Source organism: Pseudomonas sp. 910_23 (assembly GCF_052850795.1).
Map to the genome: position 1 here is coordinate 41,419 of NZ_VXCZ01000018.1, position 25,139 is coordinate 66,557.

Consider the following 25,139-nt stretch of genomic DNA (forward strand, 5'->3'; position numbering starts at 1 on the left):
TAATCAACAGGTTAGAAGGCTAATCAGTCGAACGGCCCAGCTCCGCCCGTTTCTAGGCTAGCTGGAAGTTCGATGTTAGTTTCGCGGCCCTTGATTTTCGATGGATCGAACATGTCTTCGTTATTGCCACGGACTCGGTTTCTTCTCTGCACGTTCCTGCTCACCTGCCTGAGCCTGAACAGTGCATCCGCCGCCCCCACGCCTGGCGATCAGGACTTGATCCGCGACCGGCAGAATCGCCTGCTCGAAGAGCAGCAGCGGCGCCTCCAGGAACTCCAGGACCTGCCCGGCAAAGCGGAAAAGCCCCAAGCCCCGGCAAGCCCTGCCGACACTCGGTGCTTCCCGATCAAAACCATCGAACTCAAAGGTGCTGACAGCCTGCCGGCGCCCGAGCGCGAGCGCCTGCTCAAGCCCTACATCGGCCAATGCCTGGGCGTGTCGCAGCTTAACGATTTGCTCAAAACCATCACCGACTACTACCTCGGCAAAGGCCGCGTTACCAGCCGTGCCTACCTGCCGCAACAGGACCTTTCCACCGGCCACCTGCAAGTGCTGGTGGTGGAAGGCAAACTCGAAGCCTTGCGCAGCGCCGAAGGCAGCACAGTGACCGACCGCGAACTGGCCATGGCCTTTCCCGGCAAGGTCGGTGAAGCGCTGAACCTGCGTGAAATCGAGCAATTGGTGGACCAGCTCAACCGCCTGCCGTCCAAACAAGCACAGATGGAGCTCACCCCCGGCAAGCAGATCGGCGGTAGCGACGTGGTGGTCAAGAACACCGCGCAAAAGCCCTGGCGCGCCAGCCTGTCGCGCAACAACGACGGGCAGAAAAGCACCGGCGAACAGCAATGGGGCGCTGGCCTGGAGTGGGACAGCCCACTCGGCCTGGGCGACCAACTGATGCTGCGCGGCGGCCACGACGCCATCAGCGACCACCAGAAAACCTCGAAGAACACCATGCTCTACTACAACGTGCCCTGGGGCTGGTGGAACTTCAGCTACACCTACAGCGAGAGCGACTACCGCACCTACGGCATCGCCGACGGCTTCAAATACAAGCAGGACGGCGACAACCAGAACCACCAACTGCGCGCCGAGCGTGTGATCCACCGCGATGACGTCAGCAAGACCTCGGTCAACGTCGGCCTGGCGCACCTGCGCACCAACAACTACATCCTCGACGTGCGCACCGCGCCCAGCAGCAACCGCCTCAGCGAACTGCAACTGGGCGTCAACCACGGGCGGCGCATCGGCAGTGCCTTCATCAACCTGGACCTGGGCATGCAAAGCGGCATCGGCCTGCTCGACGCCCAGGCCCAAGACGAGCGTGACCCAGCAGGCCGTCGCCAGCCGAACTCGCGCTACCGCAAATACACCGCCACGGTCAGCTACCTGCAACCCTTCAGCCTGTGGGGCGAGTCGTTCAGCTTCAGCAGCCTGGCCACCGGGCAGCGCAGTGAAGACCCGCTGTTTTCGCCGCAGCGCATGAGCCTCGGCGGCTCGGCCTCGGTGCGCGGTTTCAAGGACCAATTGCTGACCGGCGACAGCGGCGGCTACTGGCGCAACGAAGTGCGCTGGGCACGCCCGGTGACCCTCGACTGGATGCGCCCGGCCTTCTTCGAATACGGCGCCAGCGTCGGTTACGACCAAGGCGTGATCCGCAACGACCGCTACAACGACAACGTTCATGGCCGGGTGTCCAGCAACTCCCTGGAGCTGTTCGCCCGTGGCAAACACGTCAGCACCAGCGTGACCTTTGCTCATTCGTTAGAAAGACCCGGTGTAGTCACCGAGCGCGAAGCGCCGATCTACTTCCGCATGGATTTCTTCCTGTAATTCAACGCCCCGCTGCATGAGAGCCTGACAATGGATGTTCGCCAATTCGCCTTCCTGGCCCGCCAACCTTCTGCCGCCCTGAAGCGCCGGGACGCGTTCTTCGGCCTGCCCAAGCGCGGGCTGGCGTTGATCCTTGCCAACGCATTGTTCTGGCAGCCGCTGCTGGCCCAGGCCGAGGGCATTGTGGTCAGTGCGCCGGGCACCACCGTGGGCGCGGCGGGCAATGGCGTGCCGGTGGTGAACATCGCCACCCCCAATGGCGCGGGCTTGTCCCATAACCAGTTCAAGGACTACAACGTCGGGCCCAACGGCGTGATCCTCAACAACGGCAACGGCGCCATGGTCAACACCCAACTGGGCGGGATCATTGTCGGCAACCCAAACCTCAAGGGCGGCGCGGCGAACGTCATCCTCAACGAAGTCAACGGCGGCAGCCCCAGCCAGTTGCGCGGCTACACCGAAGTGGCGGGGCAGTCGGCCAAGGTCATCGTGGCCAACCCGTACGGCGTGACGTGCAGCGGTTGCGGCTTTATCAACACCCCCAACGTCACCCTCACCACCGGCAAACCGGTGCTCGACGCAAGCGGCCAGTTGCAGCGCTATGAAGTGGACGGCGGCGCCGTGACCATCGACGGCCAGGGCTTGAACGCCAGCAACGTCGAGCGCTTCGACATCATCACCCGCTCGGCCAAGATCAACGCACAAATCAACGCCCGCGAACTCAACGTGATCGCCGGGCGCAACGACGTCGATGCGCAAAGCCTGAAAACCACCGCCCGCGCCGATGACGGCAGCCCCAAGCCGGAGCTGGCGATCGACTCCTCGGCCCTGGGCGGCATGTATGCCGGCGCGATCAAACTGGTGGGCACCGAGGCCGGTGTGGGCGTGAAGCTTGACGGCACCCTGGCCGCCAGTGGTGGCGATATTCAGCTCGACGCCAACGGACGCCTGAGCATGGCGCAGGCGGCGGCGACCGGTAACGTCAAAGTCACCGCGCAAAACATCGACCTCACCGACAAGGTCTACGCCAACGGCAATGTGCAGGTCACCAGTGCCCAGGCGCTGGTCAACCGCAAGAGCATCGCCGCCGGCCAGCGTATCGAGATCAACGCGGCCAGCGTGAATAACTCCGGCATCATCGAAGCCGGCGTCGCCGCCGACAACAGCCGCAACACCACCGGCGATCTGGTGGTGAACGCGCAAACCGTCACCACCAGCGGCAACCTGCTGGCCAGCCGCGCCCTGGCGATCACCGCCGCGCAAGCGCTGACCAACCAGGGCGCGATCATCCAGGCCAAGACCGTCGAGGTCAGCAGCGCCAAACTCACCAACCAGGGCGCCACTGCCCGCCTGTTCGGCGAGCAGAGCCTGGCGATCAACTCGCCGGCCATCGTCAACCTCGGCGGCTTGATCCGCTTCGGCGAAGGCCAGGCCGCCACGCTCAACAGCGCATCGCTGGACAACCGCCAGGGCCGTATCGAAATGGCCGGCGGCAGCCTGGTGCTCGCCAGTGCCGATCTGAACAACAGCGGCGGGCAAGTTATCGCCAACGACCTGACGGTCAACGCTGGCAAGCTCAATAACCAGAACGGCGTGCTGGTGGCCAAGACCGCCACCGTCAATGCCAGCGAACTCGACAACAGCCTCAAGGGCTTGATCCAGGCCGACGGTGGCGCACTCAACCTCGCCGTTTCCAACACCTTCAACAACAACCAGGGTTTCGCCCAGGCCAGCACCGATCTGAACGTTACTGCCGGTACCCTCAGCAGCAACGCAGGCGGCGTACTGAGCGCCGACACCGGCAAGCTCACCCTCACCGCCGCGCAACAGCTCAACAACGCCCAGGGCCGCTTGCAGGCCGGGCAGGGCGATATCGAACTGCACGCCGCCCACCTGGATAACCAGAGCGGTACGATTGTCGGCAAACAACTGCTGCTCGACGTGGCTGGCGGCGATATCGACAACCGCGCCGGGCGCGTGTTGGGCGACCACCTCGACGTGCGCGCTTCCGGCCTCGACAACCGCAACGCCGGCCTGCTGGCCGGTGGCGCCCAGGGCGTAAGCCTGCTGCTCAAGGGCCCGGGTCAGTTGCTCAACGCCCAGGGCCGCATTCAGAGCGAGGGCCTGCTGCAGCTGCAAGGCGAGCGCTTCGACAACAGCGCCGGCATCCTGCTGGGCCAGACCGTCGACGTCACCGCGCAGACCTTCAACAACAGCAACAAAGGCGCGCTGGTCAGCGATGGCGGTGATGTGGTGCTCCAGGTCAGCGACCTGCTCACCAACGTCGGTGGCCAGATCGACGCGGGCGAACGCAGCGTGCTGGTCAAGCAGCTCACCACCCTCAACAACGACGGTGGCACCCTGCGCGGCAAGCGCCTGGACATCGCCGCCCAGCACCTGAACAACGACAACGGCCAACTGCTGGCCGGCGCCGAAGGCCTGAGCTACAGCGGCCAGGATGTGAGCAACCGCAAGGGCCTGATCCTCAGCGGCGGCGCCCTCACCGAACTGAACACCACCCGCCTGGATAACCAGGGCGGCACCGTGCAGGGCGACAGCCTGACCGTCACCGCCAACAACGTCGACAACGCCAGCGGCGGCCTGATGGCAAGCCTGGTCGGCAACCTGCAACTCACCGTCGAAGCCCTGGCCAACCGTGGCGGCAAACTGTTCGGCAAAGAACAAGTGACCGTCAGCGGCGCCACCCTCGACAACAGCGCGGGCCAGATCAGCGGCAATCAGATCAACCTGACCTCACGCGACACCCTCACCAACCAGGGCGGTTTGGTCGAAGCCAACCAGGGCCTGGCCCTCACTGGCGGCAACCTCGATAACAGCGCCAACGGGCAACTGCGTGCCCTGGGCGGCGCCAGCAGCCGCGTCAACCTCAGCGGTGCGTTGAACAACCAGAACGGCACCCTCGAATTCGGCAGCCAGGCCTTCAGCCTTGACGCCGCCAGCGTCAACAACCAGAACGGGATGCTGCAACACGCCGGCACCGGCCTGTTCCACCTTAACACCGCCAGCATCGAAGGCAGCCAGGGCAATATTCAGGGCATGGGCAGCGCCGACTGGGCCTTCGGCAACGTCGACGGCCTGGGCCGCGTGCAACTCAACGACGTGCTCACCTACAAGAGCGACCAGGGGCTGGCCCTCAAGGCCGGCGACCGCATGGCCAGCGCCAAGGGCTTGATCCTCAACGTGGCCAGCCTGGACAACGGCGGCGAACTGCTCAGCGACGGTGACATCAGCATCACCACCGGCGATATCACCAACAGCGGCCGCGTCTCGGCCCTGCAAACACTCACCGTCGCCGCCAACAACCTCAGCCAGAACGGCGGCCGCCTGGCCGCAACCAATGCCCGCCTGACCCTCGGCGGCACCCTGGACAACCTCGGCTTCCTCACCGCCCGCCAGCAACTGGACATCGCCGCCGCGCAAATCAACAACCGTGGCACCCTCGGTGCCCAGGGCGCAGTGAACCTCACTGCGGTCAACGGCATTACCAATGCCGCCGACACGCTGCTGTTCAGCGGCGGTGACATGACCTTGCGCAGCAATGGCTTCAGCAACAGCTATGGCGATGTCTACAGCAAAGGCAACCTGAGTTTCGCCGCCCGCGATGGCGGGCGTGCCGTGCTGTTCAGCAACCGCTCCGGCACCGTGGAAAGTGAAGGCTCCATCGCTATCAATGCAGGCTTTATCGAAAATGCCAAAGATGAATTCGAACTCGGGCAAACGCTGACCACCGGCAGCTTGAGTTGGATCTGTGGCCAGCACTGCGGCGAGAGCGACAACTGGGAACGTGGCGAGATCACCATCTACGAGACGTACCTTGAGGCGGCGACCAAGGACTCGGTAGCGGCGCGCCTGGTGGCGGGCAAAAACATGCTGCTGCAAGGCGATAATGTGCAGAACCGCTACAGCCTGATGGCCGCCAATGGCGACCTGAGCATCACTGCCGGTGACCTGCTCAACCAGGGCGCCGCCACGCGCACGGGCCAGCGCAAGCTTGTCATCGGCACACCAGGTCACGTCTCCGACGATTTGTTTGAACGCATGCAATATGTCGACGTGCCCGCGTTCAATGCGGCCACGGCGGCCGGGAATTTCGACAAGGCGCGCTTCGAAGAACTCAAAAGCCGCTCGCCCAATAGCCTGCCGTTCGCCTACGCAAGTGACGTCACCACCTGGACCAACAACAGCGGCCCCGGCTACGACGCCACCCTGCAAGCCGGCGGCACGGTCAACCTCAACGTCGCCCGCACCCTGCAAAACGGCACGCTGCACAACAACACCCTGGCGCAGTTGACCGGCACCCTCGGCGACGACCAGACCGGCATCCCCGTCGGTGGCATCAACATCAACCTGAGCAAACACGCCAACGACCCGAGTGCCCAGGCGCCAGGCAGCGTGTTGCCCGTAGTGGGCGTGGCCCCCGGCGGCGGCTTCGTGCCCGTGGACTACACCGGCACCGCCTTCGCGCCGGTCGACCCCACCAGCTCGCCGACCTTCCAACTGCCCAAGGGCGAGTACGGCCTGTTCGTCAAAAACGCCGACCCCACCAGCCACTACCTGATCGAGACCAACCCCGAATTCACCTCGGCGTCGGGCTTCTTCAGCTCCGATTACATGCTGGGCAAACTCGGTTTCACCGCCGACAACGCCTGGCGCCGCCTCGGTGACGGCCAGTACGAAACCCGCCTGATCCGCGACGCCGTCCTCGCGCAAACCGGCCAACGCTTCCTCGCCGGCGGCCTGTACAGTGACGCCGACCAGTTCCGCTACCTGATGGACAACGGCCTTGCCAGCAAAGACGCCCTGCGCCTTAGCCTGGGCGTGGCGCTCACCGACCAGCAAGTCGGCGCCCTGACCCACGACATCGTGTGGATGGAAAACCGCGTCATCGACGGCCAGACCGTGCTCGTACCGGTGCTGTACCTGGCCCAGGCCGACTCGCGCAACGTGCGCGGCAACAGCCTCATCCAAGGCCGCGACCTCAACCTGGTCACCGGCGGCGACCTGATCAACGTCGGCACCCTGCGCGCCAGCAACAACCTCTCCGCCATCAGCAGCGGCAGTATCTACACCGGTGGCCTGGTCGAAGCCGGCAACAACCTCAGCCTGCTGGCCCAGGACAGCATCCGCAACGCCATGGCCGGCGAAATCCGCGGCAAGCAAGTCAGCCTCACGGCGCTCAAAGGTGATATCACCAACGAAACCACCGCCATCCAGGTGCGTGACGGCGCCGGTATGCGCACCCTCACCGACACCAGCGCCGGCACCATCGTCGCCCGCGAAAACCTCGCCATCGACGCCGGCCGCGACCTCACCAACCGAGGCGCACTCACCGCTGGCAACGACGCCAACTTAACCGCTGGCCGCGACCTCAACCTCATCGCCGCCAGCGACACCAGCGTCAAACACGAGACCCGCGACGGCGGCGAGAAATCCAGCATCACCACCGACGTCAAAAACCTCGCCGCCAGCGTCACGGCGGGCGGCAACCTCAACATGCAGGCCGGCCAAGACGTCAACATCATTGGCAGCAATGCCACCGCCGGCAAAGACCTCACCATCGCTGCCGGCCGCGACCTCAACGTCGCCTCGGTCAGCGACATGCACAACGTCGAGGGCAAGGAAAAGGACGGCAAAAAACGCATCAAGACCTCGGACGACCAGACTACTCAAGTGGCGAGCGTACTGACGGCGGGTGGGGATTTTGTCAGCCAGGCGGGGCGTGACACCACGATTGTGGCGAGCAGGATCAGTGCGGGGAATGAGGCTTATCTGTATAGCGGGGATAAGTTGAGTTTGTTGGCGGCTGAGAACAGTACGCATACGTTGTATGACATGAAGGAGAAGGGAAGCTGGGGCGCTAAAAAGGCGCAGATGGATGAAGTGACCCGCACCACCCAGGTAGGGACCGAGATCAAGACAGGTGGCAACCTAGTCCTTAAAAGCGACGGCGACCAGCTGTATCAAGTTGCGAAGCTTAATAGCGGCAAGGACATCATCCTTGATAGCGGTGGTGCAATTGTCTTTGAAGGCGTCAAGGACCTGCACGATGAGAGCCACACTAAGAGCAAAAGCGACCTCTCGTGGTTCAGCGCTAAGGGCAAAGGTAATACAGACGAAACCTTGCGTCAGAGCGAGTTGGTTGCCCAAGGACAGCTTGTCATCAAGGCCGCCGAAGGCATTCGTATCGACGTCAAACAGGTCGATCAGCAGACTGTAAGCCAGACCGTTGATGCGATGGTCAAGGCTGATCCTAATTTGGCCTGGCTCAAGCAAGCTGAGGCACGTGGCGACATTGATTGGCGCCAGGTGAAAGAGATTCACGAGAGCTTCAAGTACGACAACTCGGGGCTGGGTGCCGGTGCCAAGATTGCGATTGCGATCATGATGGCGGCGATTATGGGGCCGGTAGGATTCGGGTTGCAGGGAGCCACCCTTGCGGTGAGCACCAGCCTGAGTACGACGGCAGTCACCAGCACCATCAACAACAAAGGCAATTTGGGTGCAGCGCTTAAGGAAACGGTCAGCGCCAATAGCCTGAAAAGCGCAGCAGTCGCCGGGTTCACGGCGGGGGCTCTTGAGTATGCCGACACCAATTGGTTCGCTGGTGCTGACGGCGCAGGTGCAGGCACAAGTACAAGCACAGTCCAAGGTGTTACCCCGAGTACGGGTTCAACCTTGGCGGTTACGAACTCCTCCAAAGATATTTTCACCTGGACGTCAGCGGGCGATATCGCGCTGCGTACCGGTGGCCGGGCGGTGATCTCTAGCGGAATATCGACGGCCATTCAAGGGGGAAGCTTTGGCGACAACTTCAATGCGGCCTTGTTGGGAGAGGCTGGCAACGTTGCAATGGCTACCGGTTTTAATTGGGTGGGTGATTACGTCACGTTCCCCAATGGCAGCCCTCAAAAGATTATTGCGCACGCTTTGATGGGGGGATTGCTGGCTGAAGCCACAGGTAGCGATTTCAAAACCGGTGCTGCCGCTGCCGGGTTGAATGAGGCACTCATCAATCAGTTGGTGTGGGCTGCTCAAGGCAATGACGACATCACGCTGATGCTTTCACAACTAACAGGCTTGCTAGCGGCAGCGGCTGTCGACGGAGATTTGGACAAGGGCTCTCAGATTGCTCAGAAGGCAACGACGTTTAACTATCTTTACCACGAAGAAGTCGAGGAAATGCTTCGGGAGGTAGATAGCAAGACTACCGAGCAAGAGAAGCGTGAGGTCAGGCAGCGTTATGCGGAACTTGATCAGCGGAGAAATGACGAGTTGGATGCGCTTTGCGCACGCGATCCGCAACGCTGCCGAGGTATTGCTACTTCCTTGGCGAACGATGACCAGAAACTTGTCGATCTGGTAGGTAGGCTTCGATCCGAAAAGCAGGGTGGCGCTGCCTCCGCTGTAGGTTTTGTGATAGGGAACAACCTCGACGCTTCTAGCAAAATTGCAGCAGATATCAGCTCTGCAGGTGGCGGAGCATTGGTTAAACTGGGTGCAGAGGCTATAAAGGCTGGAGTCGGAGTAGCATTGCCGTCTCGCTCTGGGAAAGGGAAAGCTACTCAGGGTGAAACTGCGTCTCCTGACGTACCGTTAGTGTCAAAGGAAATATTAATATCCCGTGGGAAATATGGGGAAGCGGCAGAGCATATTTCAGATGCGCAAAATGCCGGTCATCCTGATGTATTAACAATTGATAGGCCTGGTGCTCCCGGAAACAGAAAGGACTCTATTGGTGGTCTTCCTAAGGTCCCTGGGAAACAGTTAGATGAGTATCCACCGGCAATGTTTAAAGAGGGTGGGACTGGAGCGAGTGTTAGACCCATAAGCCCGAAAGATAATATGGGGGCTGGCGCATGTATAGGTAATGCATGTCGCGGACTGCCCGATGGCGAGAAAGTCAGAATTAAGGTGGTGGACTAATGGCTAGGTTTAGAGAAAGTATATATTTGTCTTATTCGCAATTTTGCGTGTTTTTGAGTTCGCTTGATCAGCCGTATAATGATTGGAGTGATCGTAGTTATGCGCAAGGATTTGCGTGGAGGTTAGGGAGTGTCTCTTTTAGAGCTTTGATTGACGAAGGGGATCATATAATTAGCTTTTTCATTAACGAACAAGTGCCCGCTATAAGCGCAGACGTGGTTCGGGCCTTTAAAGTTCCCTTCTCGGTAATAGATAGAAATATTGAGGTTGGTAGTATTTCGAGTACGGTTCCTCTAGAACTGCCTGAAGGAGATTATTCTCTTCAGGTCGAATTTATAAGACCCTCCTCAAGTGCAGTGTATGAAATAAATGTCCATTTGAATTTAGGGGGCTGCGATTTTGAGGTGTTGAGAGCGGACGTCGAAATTGACGAGCAAGGTGAGTTTGATATCGATGCGGTTCCTGCGGGATAAAATTTCGGAGAAATGGGGGCGGATTTATTTCAATTCGAGATAGCGGTAATAAAGACTATTAAATAAATCTGTCCCCTTTATTCTTGATTAAATCTGCCCCCTTTTGTTGTGTTTAATTACATGGCGGGCGATTTGTGTCGGGCAAACAAGTATATGAGCTAACGATTGATGATCTTGATCGCTACGAAAAGGGGACAGATTTATTTAAATTTGTACTGGGATAAGCGTATTAAATAAATCTGTCCCCTTTTGTTATCCTTCTCTTTTGCCGGATTTACCAAGAGGAAGAAATTAATGCCTACCCTTTTAAATGACTGGTGCGCTTTTTGTGAGGGAAGAAATTACTTCGATAAGTCGCACTTTTTAGCGCTGTTCAAAGTGCATTCTTCTCTAGCTGAAATTACTGAAGCGTTAAGCTATTTTCCTCAAGCTGACAATTTGGTATCGCGCGTGAATGAGGTGATCCAAGCTGGTACGCTTGAAGATAAGTTATATCTATGCCCGACGATTGAATCTAGCGACTTTGAATTGATGCAAAAGGCAAAACTCTGGTTGCAAGCTCAGGCAAGTTTCTGTAAGTCTCTTGGAGACGACGAGTTGTACGGGATATGCCAACGTGCAAAATTGTTGTATGGAAGCAAAGATCAATTTAACGATTATGATAAATTAGACATTCCCAGCAATTGGATACTTGAACTGGTGGGGGATCAGGTCAGGGATTGCAGGTTGCTAAAAACAGAGCAAGAGTATGCACTGTTTGAGGCCCTTTACGGAGTTGCCGCTGATTATTATTTGGCTTGGTATATGGGGCAGCCTTTAATAAATCTGGATTTTGACTTTCGTTCATATTTCGAATTTTGGCGCTTAGGCGGTATTGGGTATCTCAGTGAAGATAAGTTCTTTGTTTGTCGAAAATAAAAGAGAGTGGGGGAAAATATTTTGATCTGTTATGGCAGAGAAGTGGACGGATTTATTTAAATTAGAGTTGAAAGATCTGTCCATTTTATTGAGGGGCTAAAATGAGATACTACTTAATGCGACAAGATGTAACTGTCTGCGATAGGTGGGTGCTCGGAGATGTACATCATGTAGATAACTGGCATTTCAGTGATCCTCCAGTTAATTTTATGGAGCCAGGCACATATACTCTCGATGTAAGATTCGACGGTAAAGAAGTTGATTATTCCCTCGCCGGATATGCCAGTGTTCCTGTTTTAAGCGAGAAGGCAAAAAATTCGCTCGCCGGTTTGCCAGAGATAGACAAACCTTATCAACATGTCGTTTTTGAGCCGGTTAAGATAAACCATAAAGTGGTTTGCCAGAGCTATTTTTTGATGATTATAGAAACGCAAATCGATTGCGTGGATGAAAAGCGCTCTCGCTATAAAAAGTTTGAGGTAGATGATCCTGTTAGGCCAGATATGGCCGGCAACTATCGTGCTTTCTACAATTTGGTGGTTGACCCGGGCAGGGTCGGATCAAGTCATATATTTAGACTTAAAAAATATTTGGGTGCGGTCATAGTAAGTGAAGAAGTGAAACGGCGATTTATGGCGGCTGGTCTTGTCGGCGTACTGTTTGATTCTGTTAATGGTGATCAAGAAAGCGTTACCTAGTTGTTCAGGTAGTTAGGGGAAGGCGGCGAATTTGTTTAATTTGTGGTGGTAGTGCAAAGACCATTGATTAAATCTGCCCCCTTTTGTTGTGTTTAATTACATGGCGGGCGATTTGTGTCGGGCAAACAAGTATATGAGCTAACGATTGATGATCTTGATCGCTATAGCGTTTGGTTTTTTCCGATGGACGATACCGTGGAGGATGAGTTAACTGTACGTCCGCTCGCCGAACAGGAAACGTGCTCAGACTTTCAGATTATCGTTCGAGCTGATTTTTTTGGTGAAAGACACTCTGTGTATCGCGGCTATTTGTATTGGAACTCCAATTCCGCAATTGAATGCTTAAAGCCTGTTATATTGTCTGATAAGGGAACGGTCGTAAATTTTTGGAGCGGTATAGTAACTCCCGCGTGGGAAAGTTCAGAGTTTGCCGGTTCGATTAGATCCGAGCTGCCTATTTCTTATGCCTCAGAACCGGTTTTCGGTCTTCCTTCCATTTGCGGAAAGCTGGAGGGACTTTATTATCTTTCTGATGATCAGGTGTGCTGCGTTAAATGACGCGAGAAAAGGGGGGGCTGATTTATTTAAATTTGCGCTGGGAGCTATTAAATAAATCTGTCCCCTTTTGTTAAAGAACTAGAGCAGAAGTTAATAAGCGTCTTGGAGTTGACTGAATGGAGGAGTCGTTGCCAATTATAACTAAAAGAGTTAACTCTGATGGGAGGGTCGAGTGTCATTTAGGCTTTTCTTCTGATTGGGATGGTTTTGACTCGATTGTAAAATATTTAAAAAAATATTGGCAGGCGAGCCCAGTTCAAACCGCTGATAATATTTATTCTCGACGTTGGGTGTTGATATGTATGGGGTTATGTTAACTGTTTATCACGACAGTCAAATAGGGAATTATTTGATTGTGGAAAATGGTGAAGATAAGGATAACTTACTCGGTCAGATCGAGGCGGATCTGATTGAGCGGTTCCGTTGATTGCTAGTCAGTAATGTTTCTACTTTTCTCTCCCCATAAGAAAAGCGGGCAGATTTATTTGAATTAGGCTTGAAAAGCCTATTAGATAAATCTGTCCCGAATGGCACTTACTTAACAGCTAACCGGCTGATCTGATTACAAAAAAAGAAAAAAGGCCGCCCTTGGTCTACGGTGATAGTTGCGAACACACACTACTAGAACAAGGACAGCCCGCGTGAATCGTAGACGTCAAATCGTCAGGCATCAACAGCAGCGCATTCAGCAGCACGCCAAAAACAGCAATGCCCATACGTTCTTTAAGCTGCTCGCCGATCCGGCGCTGCTACAGCGTGCCGAGTCAGTGATGCCCAAGCATCGTCAACGCTTGTTCCCGTCGACTGAAACACTGTCGATGTTTCTGGCTCAAGCCATGAATGCCGACCGTTCTTGTCAGAAGGCCGTGAATGATTTTTAGGAAAAGGGGACTAGGGAAAGGGGACAGATTTATTTAAATTAGAATTGAAAAGCATATTAAATAAATCTGTCCCCTTTTGCACAAGATCAGAATTTCAATAGCTCAGCGTATAAGGTATTTTACGAACACAAAATCAAGAGCGCTTTGAACGATCCAAATAAAGTAGTAGGATCGACAACTATAAAATTTAATCGCGAAGATCCTCGATCGTTGCGCCCAGATACGTTGGATGTTACTTATATAATCGATGGAAAGCGTCAAACTGTTCGATTTGAAAATGAAGCTCGCAGAATGCCGGAGCATAAAGAATGATTACCAAAGATATAGAAATTGTTAAAAGTATATTTGAATTGCTTCAGTCAGGAATTGTTGAAGATTATGATTCCTTCAGGTATGAGACTGAGGTGTGCGATGGATACATGGTTGAAGAAATCTCCATTGAGAAAAATGGCGTGGTAAATGAGCAGCCGCAAACTGATTTCAATGGTGCTGTTTTGTATCGATTAATTAAGGAGTTGAAGGCTAGCGCAGCATCGCGGGGTGAGAACTGGAGTTCTTTTGTGATGAGTTACGATGTTGGTGGGCAAGTAAAGACGAATTTCGTTTATCCGTGAGTAAAAGTGTGAAATTAATTTTTGAGTGTGAAAAGAATTTTTCAGGTTATGTTGTTGTTCCAAAGGATGCTCTGAAATGAAATTAAGCATTAAGTTTCCCGAGAATTTGTTAACCCACAGCCTGCTCGAGCAAAGGCTGATTCCTTGCATTTGCAAAATTGCAACGGAGTTTGAAATTGAATTTTTGGACCCTTTGCCAGAAGCTGCAGGAACCGTTCTGGAGTGGGATCGTGCAGAACTTGAAAAAAGAGCGATAGGTGGGGTAGGTGGGCAATACTCTCACTATGCACACGGTCGGGTGTCGTTAAAAAAAGTTGATATTGATATCTACCAAATATTGGATCTTGAAATGTTTTATAGGCTTTTTGGATGGTGCAGCATCTTGGAAAATGGCAACTATGCGCCGCCGGGGCAGTTTTGGGATGATGAATAAGTTGAAGAAAAGGGGACTGAAGAAAAGGGACAAGAAAAGAGGGCAGATTTATCTAGACTAGAGTTTAAAGGCTGTCTAGTCCTGAAGTAGGTGTAAACCTATTTCAGGACTAGACAGTCCCCTTTTTTCGTTGATTCGTGACAAAAATATTGGAAGGGATTAAGTCAGAAGCAGTAATCGTGGGTAGTGAAGTTAACAGCAGAAAAGGGGACAGGTTTATTTAAGCAGAAAAGGGGACAGGTTTATTTAAATTAGGAGGAAGCAGATAAGGGGACCGGTTTATTTGGTGGATTGCTCACGCACAAAGCGGGCGACACAAAGGCCGCCCGATTTTCACTCAAGACGGATCGGCATTAAGCCTGCGACTGATGACATCCAGCAAATCACACCCATCGCGCAGCGGAATGGCCAGCAAATGGGCGAAGTCTGAAAGTACTACGGCATCGCTGCTGAGTTGTTCGCGGAAGGCCAGGTTTTCCAGCAGTTGGGTGACGGCCCGAATGCGGTGCACGGCGGCGTCGTGAAGGACGTCGAGAGGTGCCTGGGTGTCGATGATCAGGGCTGGGACGGTGCAGTCGTGGCCGGTGAGGGGGATGTATCGATTCATCATTAAGCTCTCTATTGATTATTGAGGGCTCGTTCTTCGGGTCGCCAAACCCGGTCGCTTTTTGAGCGACGGCCGGACTATAAGCCGCACCACCAAGCCCGCGCAAGGCATCAAAATGCCGCCGCTTCGGAGCGTGTACGCAGCTACTAACGTCTTGCCACCCATTGCCGACATACTGCTCACGAACAAACGCACTACGACTATGCAAATCTGAAAGCCTCACCCCAAACATTAAAGGACCAATGTGAAAAACCTCCTCCTCATTCTCTTCGCCACCCTCATCCTCGCCGGTTGCGTCAGCCACCCTCTCACCCCCGAAAACCGCGCGCAGATCAAGACCGTCAAAGTCCTGCCCGTGAAGTGGGAAAAGAACATGGTGTACTTCGGCCGTGAACAAGCCTGGGGCGCGGCCCTGGGTGCCGGGGTTGGCGCCGGTGTTGGCATGGCCAGCGGGGCGTCCAAGCTGGGTACTGCAGCGTTGAGCGGTGCCGGGTTTGCCGCGGGCATGAAGCTCGGGCAGTTGGCCGAGATGCCGACGCCGGTGGCTATTCTGACGGTGATGGAGGCGGAAAAACTCGATGTAGGCGTGTTGCTCAAGCAGGGCTTTGTCGATGAGTTGGGTAAGACTTCGACGCTCAAGGTGGTCGGCGACGATGAGCCCGCCGATGCGCAGATTCAGCTGACCGTGTCCGAGTGGGGTTTTCGCCTGACCCAGGGTTTCAGCAGTGTGATTTATCCGACCCTTAACGTGTTAGCGCAGATGGATCGCGGCGATGAGATGATCTGGCGCACCTTTGAAGCGGTCACGCCGTTCAATGGCCAGAATGTCTATGGCTACACGCCGCTCACTTATCGCACCGACCCTGAAGCCTTGCGCCGGGCGTTGACAGGGATTACGCAGATTTCTGCGCAGTATCTGGTGAAGGAGCTCAAGTAGGTCTGTGCGAAGGCTGGCGGCTGTTGGTGGGCGGGCTTGGCCTAATGCCAGTCAGGGTTAAGCGCAGTTCCCCTGTGGGAGCGGGCTTGCCCGCGAAGGCGGTGTGTCAGTCGCTGCATCTGTTGCTGCACTACCGCTTTCGCAGGCAAGCCAGCTCCCACATTTGATCTTCGTTGCTTTGGGCATTGCGTTCGTTTAATTGATCGGCATTGGGCTTGCCCGCGAAGGCGGTGTGTCAGTCGCTGCATCTGTTGCTGCACTACCGCTTTCGCAGGCAAGCCAGCTCCCACATTGGATCTTTGTTGCTTTGAGTATTGCGGTCGGCAGTCATATGGCCGAAACAACTTGAGAACCGCTCTCAACCCCGTAAAATGCCGCAGCCGTTGCATCACCGTCTTTCAGGGAAGAATCCAGGCCAGCGCGTTTTCAGGCTGCCTGACTCCTTGGAAAACCCAGCAACGCTGATTTCCTCACCCAAGGAGCACCCTGTGAAGACACTGTCCAAAATCCTGCTGTCGGGCCTCACCGCCGCGGCGCTGTTGACCGTGGCCGGTTGCGCCACCGAGAGCAACCGCGCGATGCCGGTGGAGCAAGTCGCCAGCGCCCACGTGGCCTATTCCGGCGTGCGTGTGCCGATTGCCGTGGGCAAGTTCGACAACCGCTCCAGCTACATGCGCGGCATCTTCTCCGATGGTGTCGACCGTCTCGGCGGCCAGGCCAAGACCATCCTCATCACCCATTTGCAGCAGACCAACCGCTTCAGCGTGCTGGACCGCGACAACATGGGCGAGATCTCCCAGGAAGCCAAGATCAAAGGCACCGTGCAGAAGCTCAAGGGCGCTGACTACGTGGTGACCGGCGATGTGACCGAATTCGGCCGCAAAGAAACCGGCGACCGCCAGCTGTTCGGCATCCTCGGCCGTGGCAAGACCCAAGTGGCCTACGCCAAAGTCGCGTTGAATATCGTCAACATCAACACCTCCGAAGTGGTGTATTCCACCCAGGGCGCCGGTGAGTACGCGCTGTCCAACCGTGAAGTGATCGGCTTCGGCGGCACCGCCAGCTATGACTCCACCCTCAATGGCAAGGTGCTGGACCTGGCCATGCGCGAAGCGATCAACCGCCTGGTCGACGGCATCAACGCCGGCGCCTGGAACCCGCGTAACTGATCAGCCACACCACAAGGAGCAGTACACGGATGAGCAAGGCAGTGAAGTTGGCGCTGACGCTGGCAGCAATCGCAACGGTAGCCGGGTGCCAGACGGCGCCCCAGCCCCTGTATCAATGGGAGAGCTACCAGCCGCAGGTTTACGAGTACTTCAAGGGCGAGCCCAAGGAAGCGCAGGTGGAAGCACTGGAGCGCGACCTGCAGAAGATCAACGCCAGTGGCCGCAAGGCGCCGCCGGGTTACCACGCGCACCTGGGCATGCTGTACATGAACATGGGCAAGGATGACCAGATGGTGCAGGAGTTTCGCACCGAGAAGGCCCTGTTCCCTGAGTCTGCTGCGTACATGGACTTTCTGTTGAAAAACGCCAAAGCCGGAGTCGCCACTAAATGAGCCTGTTAAAACTCACCGGCGCCTTGCTGGCCCTGGCGTTGCTCGGCGGTTGCGCCGCACCCAAGACGGTTGATTATTCGGCGTACAAACAGGCGCGGCCCAAGTCGATCCTGGTATTGCCGCCTATCAATGAATCGCCGGAAGTGCAGGCGTCCTACAGCCTGGTGTCGCAAGTCACCTACCCACTGGCCGAAGCCGGCTACTACGTGTTGCCGATTGCCCTGGTGGACGAAACCTTCCGCCAGAACGGCCTGACCACCGCCAACGATATCCAGGCCGTACAACCGGCCAAGCTGCATGACATCTTTGGTGCGGACGCGGCGCTGTACATCACCATCAGCGAGTACGGCACCCAGTACATGCTGATCTCCAGCGACACTTCGGTGACGGCCTCGGCCAAACTGGTGGACCTGCGCACCGGCACCACCTTGTGGACCGGTTCGGCGCGTGCGTCGAGCGAGGAGGGCAATAACAACGGTGGCGGCCTGGTGGGCATGTTGATCACGGCCGCGGTCAAGCAGGTGATCAACAGCTCCACCGATGCGGCGCATCCGATTGCCGGTATCACCAGTGCGCGCCTGCTGTCGGCAGGGCAACGCACCGGGCTTCTGTACGGTCCGCGTAATCCCAAGTACGGCACGGACTGAACCGCGTCACCTGTGACGACGGTGCTGTTGGATCAAGTCGATGCGGGTGGCCGTGCCCATTGAGTCGCGCTGCCCGTTCACACTGGTGCCGATGGAGCCGTTGTGCAAGGCAACGATCTCGCCCGTATCAACGCTGATCAGCGGTGAACCGGAAGTGCCGGGCTTCTTGAAGGCATCATGGTAGACCGTGCCCTGATTACGGCTGTCCTGGTCGTATCCCTTGAGTGTGGTGGGTTGGCCCTTGGTATTTAGAAATGAAATGCCGAGGGCCTCTTGCCCGTGGTTGGGCATAAAGACTTTTTGCCCCAACGATGCCTGGGGGCCGGAGGCCAGCTTCAGGGGCGGGAACTGCTCGGCCAAGGCTTTTTTCTCGCCGGCGGGCAAGTCGACACGCAGCTCGGCATAGTCCAACCGTGCATCGCCACTGAGCGGCTTGGGGTCCAGCGGCACTTTGCGCTCTACCTTCATTCGGCCGGTGCTGTCTTGTTCATACCCCAGCCACAGTTCGAGCTTGCTGCCTTTGGCCAGCGCGTCGCGCACATGTTGGTTGGTCAGTACGCTGTTGCCATCGTTGATCAGCGAGCCGGTACCCAACGAACGGGTATGCACCCGTTCATAGCCCCATGAGTCCCGTGTGACCGTCACTTCGCGGATACTGCCCACGGCCCTGGCCGCGGTATGCATCGGCGTGCCCTTAAGGGATGCGTTGGCGTAGTTCTGCAAGGAGAACGGCGCTTGTTGTGGCGCGGCTGTTGGCGTGGGGTGGGGCTTGTACGGTGCTGTCTGCGCTGGCGTCGGCGGTTGCGGAGTTGTTGGCGGTTGCGGCGTAACTCGGGCGGGTGGGGTTGGCACACGGTTCGGCTGGGAAGCTCGGCTGATCACGTCGTTTGGCTTGATTGGCCCTTGGCTCTTGATATACAGGTCGGCTTGGCCCGAGCCATCCAGGTCAATCGCCAGGCTGTGCTGGCGCGTGTTCGGCTCATAACCAAGCAACGCCTCGCCCGGCCGGCCGCTGAAGCGGCGCACAAACTGCAGGTCCTTGATACCCGCGGCCTGCAGCGCGGCAGCCACATCGATCTTGTCCTGCCCGCTGGTGAAATCGGTGATCAGGTCGGGGCGTTGCGCGGTCGACTCGCTGGCGTTGTTATACACAAAGGTATCGCTGCCCTGTCCACCGGTAAGGGTGTCTTGGCCCAGGCCACCGGTCAGGCGGTTATCGGCGTGGTTGCCGATGAGTCGATCAGCACCCGTGCCGCCAATGGCGTTTTCCAGCGTCACCCCTTTGGCAATGGAGACGTTGCCTTTCATGCCGCCGACATCGGAGAAGTGTTCAGCCTTCAGGTTGATGGTCTGGTCCTGATGAAATCGCGAGAAATCCAGGGTGTCGTTGCCGCCCCCATCCCACACGCTGAACACGGGTGCGTCGTCCGCTGAGTTGAGGCTGAGAAAGTCACGCCCGGTATTGGAGTTGAAGCCGTAGACCGTGTCGGTGTCGCGGGTTTTGTAATTGGCACCGTAGAGCTTTTGGATGGCGGTGATGTCGTCCATCAGCGGCGCGCCGGCATAGTGGGTTTGGCGGTTTTTGTTGTGATCATGGCCCAGATGACCTGCCCACCAGTAACTCATCAGGCTGTAGGCGCGGTTGTCCTCGGCGTAGCGGGCGTTTTCAGCGTAGCTGCCGCCATTGTTGTATTTGCCGGGATGCATGAGGCCCAGGGTGTGGCCGATCTCATGGGCCAGCAGGTACCGGCTGAAACTACCGTGAGTGAAGGGTCGATTCATGCCGTCTGACGCGAACCAGGCCTGGGTGCCATCGCTGTAGATGCCTGGATAAGACGCATGGCCCGACTGGCCGGTCTGGTTCGGGTCATTGCCCAGTAACAGTTGCCCTTTGGCCTCGGGTGCATTCTCAGTGAAAGAGATATTGGCGACATCCGCCCAAGACTGCATGGCGCGCCTGGCCTGCTCTTTTTGAGACGGGGAGAACTCGTTAGCGCCGGTGGGTGTGCTGTAGGTGGCTTGTGAAGGTGTGAAAAAACGATAGCCGATAGGTGTGGTGCCGTCTGGGTTCTGCACTTTCCAACGATAGCCCGTTCGAGTGATTTGCTCTGCCGCTTGCTCGGTGGCGTAGGACAGCTTGTCTGAAGCGGCCCCGGCATAGCTCGGGCGTTCGGCGAATGAGGGCGGCTCATAGCGGTGTGTTAGGTTATTTTTTACGGAGTTCATCGCGATTTCTCTGATGTAAAAAGGCTCCAAAGACGTCAAGAAACAGGCTGTTCTGACAGGGAGGCGAACTCTCGATATGTGGTTGGTGGTAATGGCAGGTTCAGTTGCTTGTGTCTCGAAGTGTGACGCAGCAATTGGGCGAAGAAATAACCGTGGTTAACCCGGATCGGTGCTGCGTTACGTCTGAGCTGTTGAACGGATCATTCATTCACGAGGTTCAGCCCATGTCCCGCTCTGTGCTCTTGCTGCGTCCTGCTGCCCAAGGCTTTGCCGTCACCCTGCTGGTGGCGCTGGCTGGGTGTGGGCTGTCATCGTCCCCCGAAGTCGCCAAACCGATTGAACCGGCGCCTCTCGCCGAACTTCACAGCGCGCCGATCCAGAATGCAGTGATCAAGCGTATGGCGATGCCGGCACCTATGGCGGTGCGAGAAATGGCGACGATGGATTACCGCAGCGAACCCCGCGAGCAATACGCCAACCTGCCGGATAACCCGGTGCATCGCGTCGCCGAAACCCCGGTCTCCACCTTCAGCATCGACGTCGATACCGGCAGCTACGCCAACGTAAGACGCTTCCTCAACCAAGGTCGCCTGCCACCCGAAGGTGCGGTACGACTGGAGGAAATGGTCAACTACTTCCCGTACAACTATGCATTGCCCACTGATGGCTCCCCATTTGGCGTGACTACCGAGCTGGCCGCCACGCCCTGGAACCCGCGTACAAAACTGCTGCGCATCGGTATCAAGGCCTCCGATAAAGCCGTGGCAGAATTGGCGCCCGCCAACCTGGTCTTCCTGGTGGACGTGTCCGGCTCCATGGACCGCCGCGAAGGCTTACCGTTGGTCAAAAGCACGCTGAAATTACTGGTGGACCAACTGCGCGATCAGGACCGCGTGTCACTGGTGGTGTACGCCGGTGAATCCCGCGTGGTGCTCAAGCCCACCTCGGGCGCTGAAAAAGCCAAGATCCGCAACGCCATCGACCAACTCACCGCCGGTGGCTCCACCGCAGGCGCGTCCGGCATCGAACTGGCCTACCAGATGGCCCGCGAAGGCTTTATCGACAAGGGTATCAACCGCATCCTGCTGGCCACCGACGGTGACTTCAACGTGGGCATCAGCGACTTCGACAGCCTCAAGCAAATGGCGGTGACCCAGCGCAAAAGCGGCGTGTCCCTGACCACCCTCGGCTTCGGTGTGGATAACTACAACGAACACCTGATGGAACAACTGGCCGACGCGGGCGACGGTAATTACGCCTACATCGACAACCTGCGTGAAGCGCGCAAGGTGCTGGTGGAGCAACTCAGCTCGACCCTGGCCGTGATCGCACGGGATGTGAAATTGCAGATGGAATTCAACCCCGCCCAGGTCAGCGAATACCGACTGCTTGGCTATGAAAACCGCGCCTTGAAGCGTGAGGATTTCAATAACGACAAAGTCGATGCCGGCGAAATCGGCGCAGGCCATACAGTGACCGCGCTGTACGAAATCGTGCCCAAGGGCGAGAAGGGTTGGTTGGAGCCGTTGCGATATGCCAATGCACCGACGGCCGAAAGCAAATCCGCCGAGCTGGCGATGCTACGGGTGCGCTACAAGCCCGCTGCGGGCGGCAACAGCCAATTGATCGAGCGCCCTATCGCCAACCAGGCCACCCCGGCCAGCGACGACCTGCGCTTCTCCTCTGCCGTTGCCGCGTTCGCCCAACAGCTCAAGGGTGATGGCCGCTACACTGGCAACATGAGTTTGCAAGACACCGCCAAACTTGCCCGCTCGGCCCGCGGCGATGACCCGTTCGGGCTGCGCGACGAATTCGTGCAACTGGTCGAATTGGCCCAAAGCCTCAAACCCTGATCTCGCTCACAACCGAGATCAAATGTGGGAGGGGGCTTGCTCCCGATGGCGGTGTGTCAGTATCCGATGTGCTGTATGACCCACTGCTATCGGGAGCAAGCCCCCTCCCACAGTAATCCTGCTTCGGCTGACAAAAAGGAGTTCGCCCATTACATGGCCGTCCCAGACGATCCACCCAGCGACGAATCGCTGCTGGCCCGCTACCGAACCGGCGACGCTGGCGCGTTTGAAGCCCTCTACACGCGCCACCGTCAGGGCCTGTACCGCTTCCTCGTGTCCCTGTGCAACAAAGCCGAACTGGCCGAGGAAATCTACCAGGACACCTGGCTCAGCCTGATCCGCAGCACCACCCAGCCACAAGGCCGGGCGAGTTTTCGTACCTGGCTGTTCCAGATCGCCCGCAACCGCCTGATCGACCACTGGCGCAGGCACGGCATCCACAACCCCCTGCACGACAGCTACGACGAACAGCTGCACGCCCAACCCGACGACAGCGCCGGCCCCGAGCAACAACTGAGCCTGAGCCGCGACCAGGCGCGCCTCGACGCCGCCCTGCAAGAACTGCCCGAAGACCAGCGCGAGGTGTTTTTGTTACGCCTGCATGGCGACCTCGAAGTGCCGCAAATCGCCACCCTCACCGGCGCCCCGCTGGAAACCGTAAAAAGCCGCTTGCGCTACGCCCTACAAAAATTGCGGCGCCTGCTGGCCGAGGAGGTACCTGTATGACTGACTCCCGACACACCCCAGACGACGCGCTGCTCCAGCACTACCGTCAACACAGCACGGGCGAACCGCCCGCGTCCCTCGACGCCTTCATCCTCAACGCCGCCCGCCGCGAAGCCCCGCAGCCGCAACCCAGCTTGTGGCAACGCTGGCTGCAAGCCTGCCAACGCCCGCGCTGGCAAATGGCATTCGCCACCGTCGCCGGGTTAGCGCTGATGATCGGCGTGGTCATGCGCTCCCCCGTGCCGCAATCCGAAATCTCTACGGCGACATTCTCTGCGCTGCGCCACGAAGAAGCGGCTCAGCCAGCGCCGCAAGCTTTCTCCGCACCCGCGCCAATGGCCCGCATGGCGATGGCGCCACGGGTTGAAAGTGCTCCAGCCCAGGCTGAAATCGCTGACGTAATGGCGGCCCCGCCAGCGGAAAGACTCAGCAAGGCGGCGCCGAATGCATTGCCATCTTTGGAGCAGGAGTTGCAGGCCATCGTGAAGCTGCGTGAGGCAGGGGAGAGCAAGGCGGCTGATGAAAAGCTGTTGGCGCTGCATAAGCGCTTTCCGAAGGAGGATCTGCCGGCGCGGTTGGAGGTGTTGCAGAAGCGCTGAATCAGCACGCACAAAAAAGCCCTGGGTCTCACGACCTGGGGCTTTTCCATTTCATATCTGGTGCCCCGGCGTCGTTTGAACTGGGCGGTAAGGATGCCGTATTTACTGGATCTCGCAGGGGTTGTGCCGGTTAGGCATACACGTGGGCATACATGGCCCTTTCTGCTGCGCTTGGATTTACGCCTGTGGTGGGTGCTTTTCTATCTCGGGAGGACGTTGTTTCAGCTCCGTCTCACGGATTACGCGGCCAGTCGTACCATCAAGCTTAAATAGGGTTCTGCCCACGAGTAGAAACGTACTTTTACTGTCCGCCAGGATCAAATGGCCTACCAGGCGTTCGCCCTTGTCGGTTACCACGGTATCCACCGCTTCGAGGTCCCCGGCAGTTTCTAATTGGGTATACCTTTTAAAATCTGTAAGCCCAGCCCCCCTACCTTGTTGAACTCCTGCGCCAGGAGCGAAGAACGCCATAAACATGGCAATCCCTATCCATGCTGCAAGTCCAATCACTACGTTGGCCTTGGGCTTCCTCGTTATAACCGCAACAAAGAGCGCAGCAATCGCCACAAATGCGAAAGCCAGAAGGCCGGGTCCTACGATGGGCCATTGTTCCGCAGCGTCCAATGCACCAGAGAATAGACTGGTGTACCCATGCAGAAGCAGTGTAGGTGTGCTCAGTGATAGCTCGTTCTGGTCAATACCGAACTGCTGAAATCTGCCGGATAGGAGCGAGTACCCGTAGATCACCAGCGCGGCCTGCGATGCTAGCGCTCCAAATGTAATCAATTTGAAAGCTAGGTCTGTATTGGTTTTCGCCTCCTTGGCAGCTGGGTCATCTAACGTCTTGTGATGTGCAGGGGCTGAGGAAGCAGTGACGTGGATGGGTGTAAGCAGCTCTACCCTTAGCGGTTTGTCTCTGCGCCAGAACATGGTGTTTCCTACTCCAGTGGGTGACCGGAGAAAATACCCCCGAATCTGGTGCGAGGGTAGGTCTGACATGTCGCTAGGGGCCTTGGAGCATTCTAACCGCAGGGGGATCGATCTCTGTAAGAGCGGGACCGACGTATGGGGACGAGAACGTATCGACGGACGCATGGAGTGGGTTTATTTACCCTCAGTGTTTCAGGCGCCCGATGCACCGCACCGGGCGCGAACTACTTACTGCGGGTGCGGCCCACCAGGCTGCATGGCTAGGAGCAGGTCATCGACGATTGCTTTACCCATTTCACACAGGTAGTGCGAGGCAAACGCGAACTTCTCCGCCTTGGGGTCCATGGCGGCTTCAAGCGAGAGCATTTTTGCGTAATAGAGAACGTGCGCTGCGTGTTCAAGGGCTTCCAGAATAGGAACCCCGGGATTGACTCGAAACAATTTCAGATGGCTTTTTTCCTCGCCACAATCTGCGAAGGTCTGAGCGCCAATGGTTTTGGCGTCTGCGGGTGGGGTACTCATTGCTGACCTCCCACGTACATGGGGGCGGTATTGGTACGGACGGCACTACGGTAATCAAGCATGGTGTGAAACCTCTCTGATGACCAACTGAGACGGCCACACATCGTTTCCAGGCGATGGGTGGCAGCCGTGCGCAGGCTGGAAACCGAGACAGAGACTACTCGGCAGACACGAATGTC

Annotated in this window: 19 protein-coding genes and 1 pseudogene; 16 read left to right on the top strand and 4 right to left on the bottom strand. The window is 57.1% G+C overall.

Annotated features, from left to right (window positions below):
* The first annotated feature begins 111 nt into the window (after positions 1-111).
* The 9 genes and pseudogenes from FW800_RS20515 to FW800_RS20555 all read left to right on the top strand — a co-directional run bounded on the left by FW800_RS20515 (position 112) and on the right by FW800_RS20555 (position 14,352).
* Positions 112-1,833, top strand: a complete 1,722-nt coding sequence (locus FW800_RS20515) for a ShlB/FhaC/HecB family hemolysin secretion/activation protein (RefSeq protein ID WP_446438343.1) — start codon at positions 112-114, stop codon at positions 1,831-1,833.
* 30 nt (positions 1,834-1,863) lie between these two features.
* Positions 1,864-9,777 carry a two-partner secretion domain-containing protein gene (locus tag FW800_RS20520; RefSeq protein ID WP_446438344.1) on the top strand — a complete coding sequence of 2,638 codons (7,914 nt, stop codon included), beginning with the start codon at positions 1,864-1,866 and terminating at the stop codon, positions 9,775-9,777.
* Entirely contained in the window at positions 9,777-10,250 is a 474-nt protein-coding gene (gene comJ / locus FW800_RS20525) for a competence protein ComJ (protein ID WP_116666376.1), read from the top strand. Before FW800_RS20520 ends, comJ begins: the two co-directional genes overlap by 1 nt.
* Before the next feature lie 294 nt (positions 10,251-10,544).
* Positions 10,545-11,168 (top strand): hypothetical protein, encoded by a 624-nt coding sequence (locus FW800_RS20530; protein WP_446438345.1) that lies wholly within the window; start codon positions 10,545-10,547, stop codon positions 11,166-11,168.
* Between the two features lie 101 nt (positions 11,169-11,269).
* Positions 11,270-11,866 carry an imm11 family protein gene (locus tag FW800_RS20535; RefSeq protein WP_446438346.1) on the top strand — a complete coding sequence of 199 codons (597 nt, stop codon included), beginning with the start codon at positions 11,270-11,272 and terminating at the stop codon, positions 11,864-11,866.
* 114 nt (positions 11,867-11,980) lie between these two features.
* Positions 11,981-12,424, top strand: a complete 444-nt coding sequence (locus FW800_RS20540) for a hypothetical protein (RefSeq protein WP_446438347.1) — start codon at positions 11,981-11,983, stop codon at positions 12,422-12,424.
* A 641-nt stretch (positions 12,425-13,065) separates the two neighbouring features.
* Positions 13,066-13,302: pseudogene (locus FW800_RS20545) on the top strand (IS4 family transposase); the annotation flags it as partial.
* 311 nt (positions 13,303-13,613) lie between these two features.
* Positions 13,614-13,919: a hypothetical protein gene (locus FW800_RS20550; RefSeq protein ID WP_148854222.1), complete on the top strand. Its 306-nt coding sequence runs from the start codon at positions 13,614-13,616 to the stop codon at positions 13,917-13,919.
* Positions 13,920-13,995: 76 nt separating this feature from the next.
* Entirely contained in the window at positions 13,996-14,352 is a 357-nt protein-coding gene (locus tag FW800_RS20555) for a hypothetical protein (protein ID WP_446438348.1), read from the top strand.
* Between the two features lie 337 nt (positions 14,353-14,689).
* Here FW800_RS20555 and FW800_RS20560 read toward each other — a convergent pair whose 3' ends face one another.
* Complete coding sequence (locus tag FW800_RS20560) at positions 14,690-14,947, bottom strand: hypothetical protein (protein WP_005783616.1); 258 nt, start codon at positions 14,945-14,947, stop codon at positions 14,690-14,692.
* A 256-nt stretch (positions 14,948-15,203) separates the two neighbouring features.
* On the opposite strand from FW800_RS20560, the gene FW800_RS20565 reads away from it, so the two are divergent.
* The 4 genes from FW800_RS20565 (at position 15,204) to FW800_RS20580 (ending at position 18,104) form a co-directional block, all read left to right on the top strand.
* Positions 15,204-15,896: a hypothetical protein gene (locus FW800_RS20565; protein WP_446438349.1), complete on the top strand. Its 693-nt coding sequence runs from the start codon at positions 15,204-15,206 to the stop codon at positions 15,894-15,896.
* A 488-nt stretch (positions 15,897-16,384) separates the two neighbouring features.
* Positions 16,385-17,065: a CsgG/HfaB family protein gene (locus FW800_RS20570; protein WP_005783620.1), complete on the top strand. Its 681-nt coding sequence runs from the start codon at positions 16,385-16,387 to the stop codon at positions 17,063-17,065.
* Between the two features lie 29 nt (positions 17,066-17,094).
* Positions 17,095-17,457 (top strand): DUF4810 domain-containing protein, encoded by a 363-nt coding sequence (locus tag FW800_RS20575; RefSeq protein ID WP_005783622.1) that lies wholly within the window; start codon positions 17,095-17,097, stop codon positions 17,455-17,457.
* Positions 17,454-18,104 (top strand): DUF799 domain-containing protein, encoded by a 651-nt coding sequence (locus FW800_RS20580; protein ID WP_043049149.1) that lies wholly within the window; start codon positions 17,454-17,456, stop codon positions 18,102-18,104. The genes FW800_RS20575 and FW800_RS20580 overlap by 4 nt, the downstream gene beginning before the upstream one ends.
* Positions 18,105-18,110: 6 nt before the next feature.
* On the opposite strand, the gene FW800_RS20585 is transcribed toward FW800_RS20580, so the two are convergent.
* Positions 18,111-20,330, bottom strand: a complete 2,220-nt coding sequence (locus FW800_RS20585; RefSeq protein WP_446438350.1) for a M10 family metallopeptidase C-terminal domain-containing protein — start codon at positions 20,328-20,330, stop codon at positions 18,111-18,113.
* Between the two features lie 224 nt (positions 20,331-20,554).
* Here FW800_RS20585 and FW800_RS20590 point away from each other — a divergent pair, with 224 nt between their 5' ends.
* From FW800_RS20590 to FW800_RS20600, 3 genes are all read left to right on the top strand, one after another.
* A complete protein-coding gene (locus FW800_RS20590) occupies positions 20,555-22,183 on the top strand; it encodes a vWA domain-containing protein (protein WP_446438351.1) in 1,629 nt (542 codons plus the stop codon).
* A gap of 153 nt (positions 22,184-22,336) precedes the next feature.
* Positions 22,337-22,909 (top strand): RNA polymerase sigma factor, encoded by a 573-nt coding sequence (locus FW800_RS20595; protein ID WP_194439724.1) that lies wholly within the window; start codon positions 22,337-22,339, stop codon positions 22,907-22,909.
* Positions 22,906-23,508: a hypothetical protein gene (locus FW800_RS20600; RefSeq protein WP_446438352.1), complete on the top strand. Its 603-nt coding sequence runs from the start codon at positions 22,906-22,908 to the stop codon at positions 23,506-23,508. Before FW800_RS20595 ends, FW800_RS20600 begins: the two co-directional genes overlap by 4 nt.
* Positions 23,509-23,685: 177 nt before the next feature.
* Here FW800_RS20600 and FW800_RS20605 read toward each other — a convergent pair whose 3' ends face one another.
* Both FW800_RS20605 and FW800_RS20610 read right to left on the bottom strand, forming a co-directional pair.
* On the bottom strand, positions 23,686-24,438 hold the full coding sequence (locus FW800_RS20605; RefSeq protein ID WP_446438353.1) for a hypothetical protein: 753 nt from the start codon (positions 24,436-24,438) through the stop codon (positions 23,686-23,688).
* A gap of 228 nt (positions 24,439-24,666) precedes the next feature.
* Complete coding sequence (locus FW800_RS20610; protein ID WP_446438354.1) at positions 24,667-24,960, bottom strand: DUF3077 domain-containing protein; 294 nt, start codon at positions 24,958-24,960, stop codon at positions 24,667-24,669.
* Positions 24,961-25,139 lie beyond the last annotated feature (179 nt).

What these genes read in the sequence shown, in the direction of transcription:
- FW800_RS20515 (WP_446438343.1), top strand. Translation starts at nt 112, where the DNA reads ATGTCTTCGTTATTGCCACGGACTCGGTTTCTTCTCTGCACGTTCCTG.
- FW800_RS20520 (WP_446438344.1), top strand. Translation starts at nt 1,864, where the DNA reads ATGGATGTTCGCCAATTCGCCTTCCTGGCCCGCCAACCTTCTGCCGCC.
- comJ (WP_116666376.1), top strand. Translation starts at nt 9,777, where the DNA reads ATGGCTAGGTTTAGAGAAAGTATATATTTGTCTTATTCGCAATTTTGC.
- FW800_RS20530 (WP_446438345.1), top strand. Translation starts at nt 10,545, where the DNA reads ATGCCTACCCTTTTAAATGACTGGTGCGCTTTTTGTGAGGGAAGAAAT.
- FW800_RS20535 (WP_446438346.1), top strand. Translation starts at nt 11,270, where the DNA reads ATGAGATACTACTTAATGCGACAAGATGTAACTGTCTGCGATAGGTGG.
- FW800_RS20550 (WP_148854222.1), top strand. Translation starts at nt 13,614, where the DNA reads ATGATTACCAAAGATATAGAAATTGTTAAAAGTATATTTGAATTGCTT.
- FW800_RS20555 (WP_446438348.1), top strand. Translation starts at nt 13,996, where the DNA reads ATGAAATTAAGCATTAAGTTTCCCGAGAATTTGTTAACCCACAGCCTG.
- FW800_RS20575 (WP_005783622.1), top strand. Translation starts at nt 17,095, where the DNA reads ATGAGCAAGGCAGTGAAGTTGGCGCTGACGCTGGCAGCAATCGCAACG.
- FW800_RS20580 (WP_043049149.1), top strand. Translation starts at nt 17,454, where the DNA reads ATGAGCCTGTTAAAACTCACCGGCGCCTTGCTGGCCCTGGCGTTGCTC.
- FW800_RS20585 (WP_446438350.1), bottom strand. Translation starts at nt 20,330, where the DNA reads ATGAACTCCGTAAAAAATAACCTAACACACCGCTATGAGCCGCCCTCA.
- FW800_RS20590 (WP_446438351.1), top strand. Translation starts at nt 20,555, where the DNA reads ATGTCCCGCTCTGTGCTCTTGCTGCGTCCTGCTGCCCAAGGCTTTGCC.
- FW800_RS20595 (WP_194439724.1), top strand. Translation starts at nt 22,337, where the DNA reads ATGGCCGTCCCAGACGATCCACCCAGCGACGAATCGCTGCTGGCCCGC.
- FW800_RS20600 (WP_446438352.1), top strand. Translation starts at nt 22,906, where the DNA reads ATGACTGACTCCCGACACACCCCAGACGACGCGCTGCTCCAGCACTAC.
- FW800_RS20605 (WP_446438353.1), bottom strand. Translation starts at nt 24,438, where the DNA reads ATGTTCTGGCGCAGAGACAAACCGCTAAGGGTAGAGCTGCTTACACCC.
- FW800_RS20610 (WP_446438354.1), bottom strand. Translation starts at nt 24,960, where the DNA reads ATGAGTACCCCACCCGCAGACGCCAAAACCATTGGCGCTCAGACCTTC.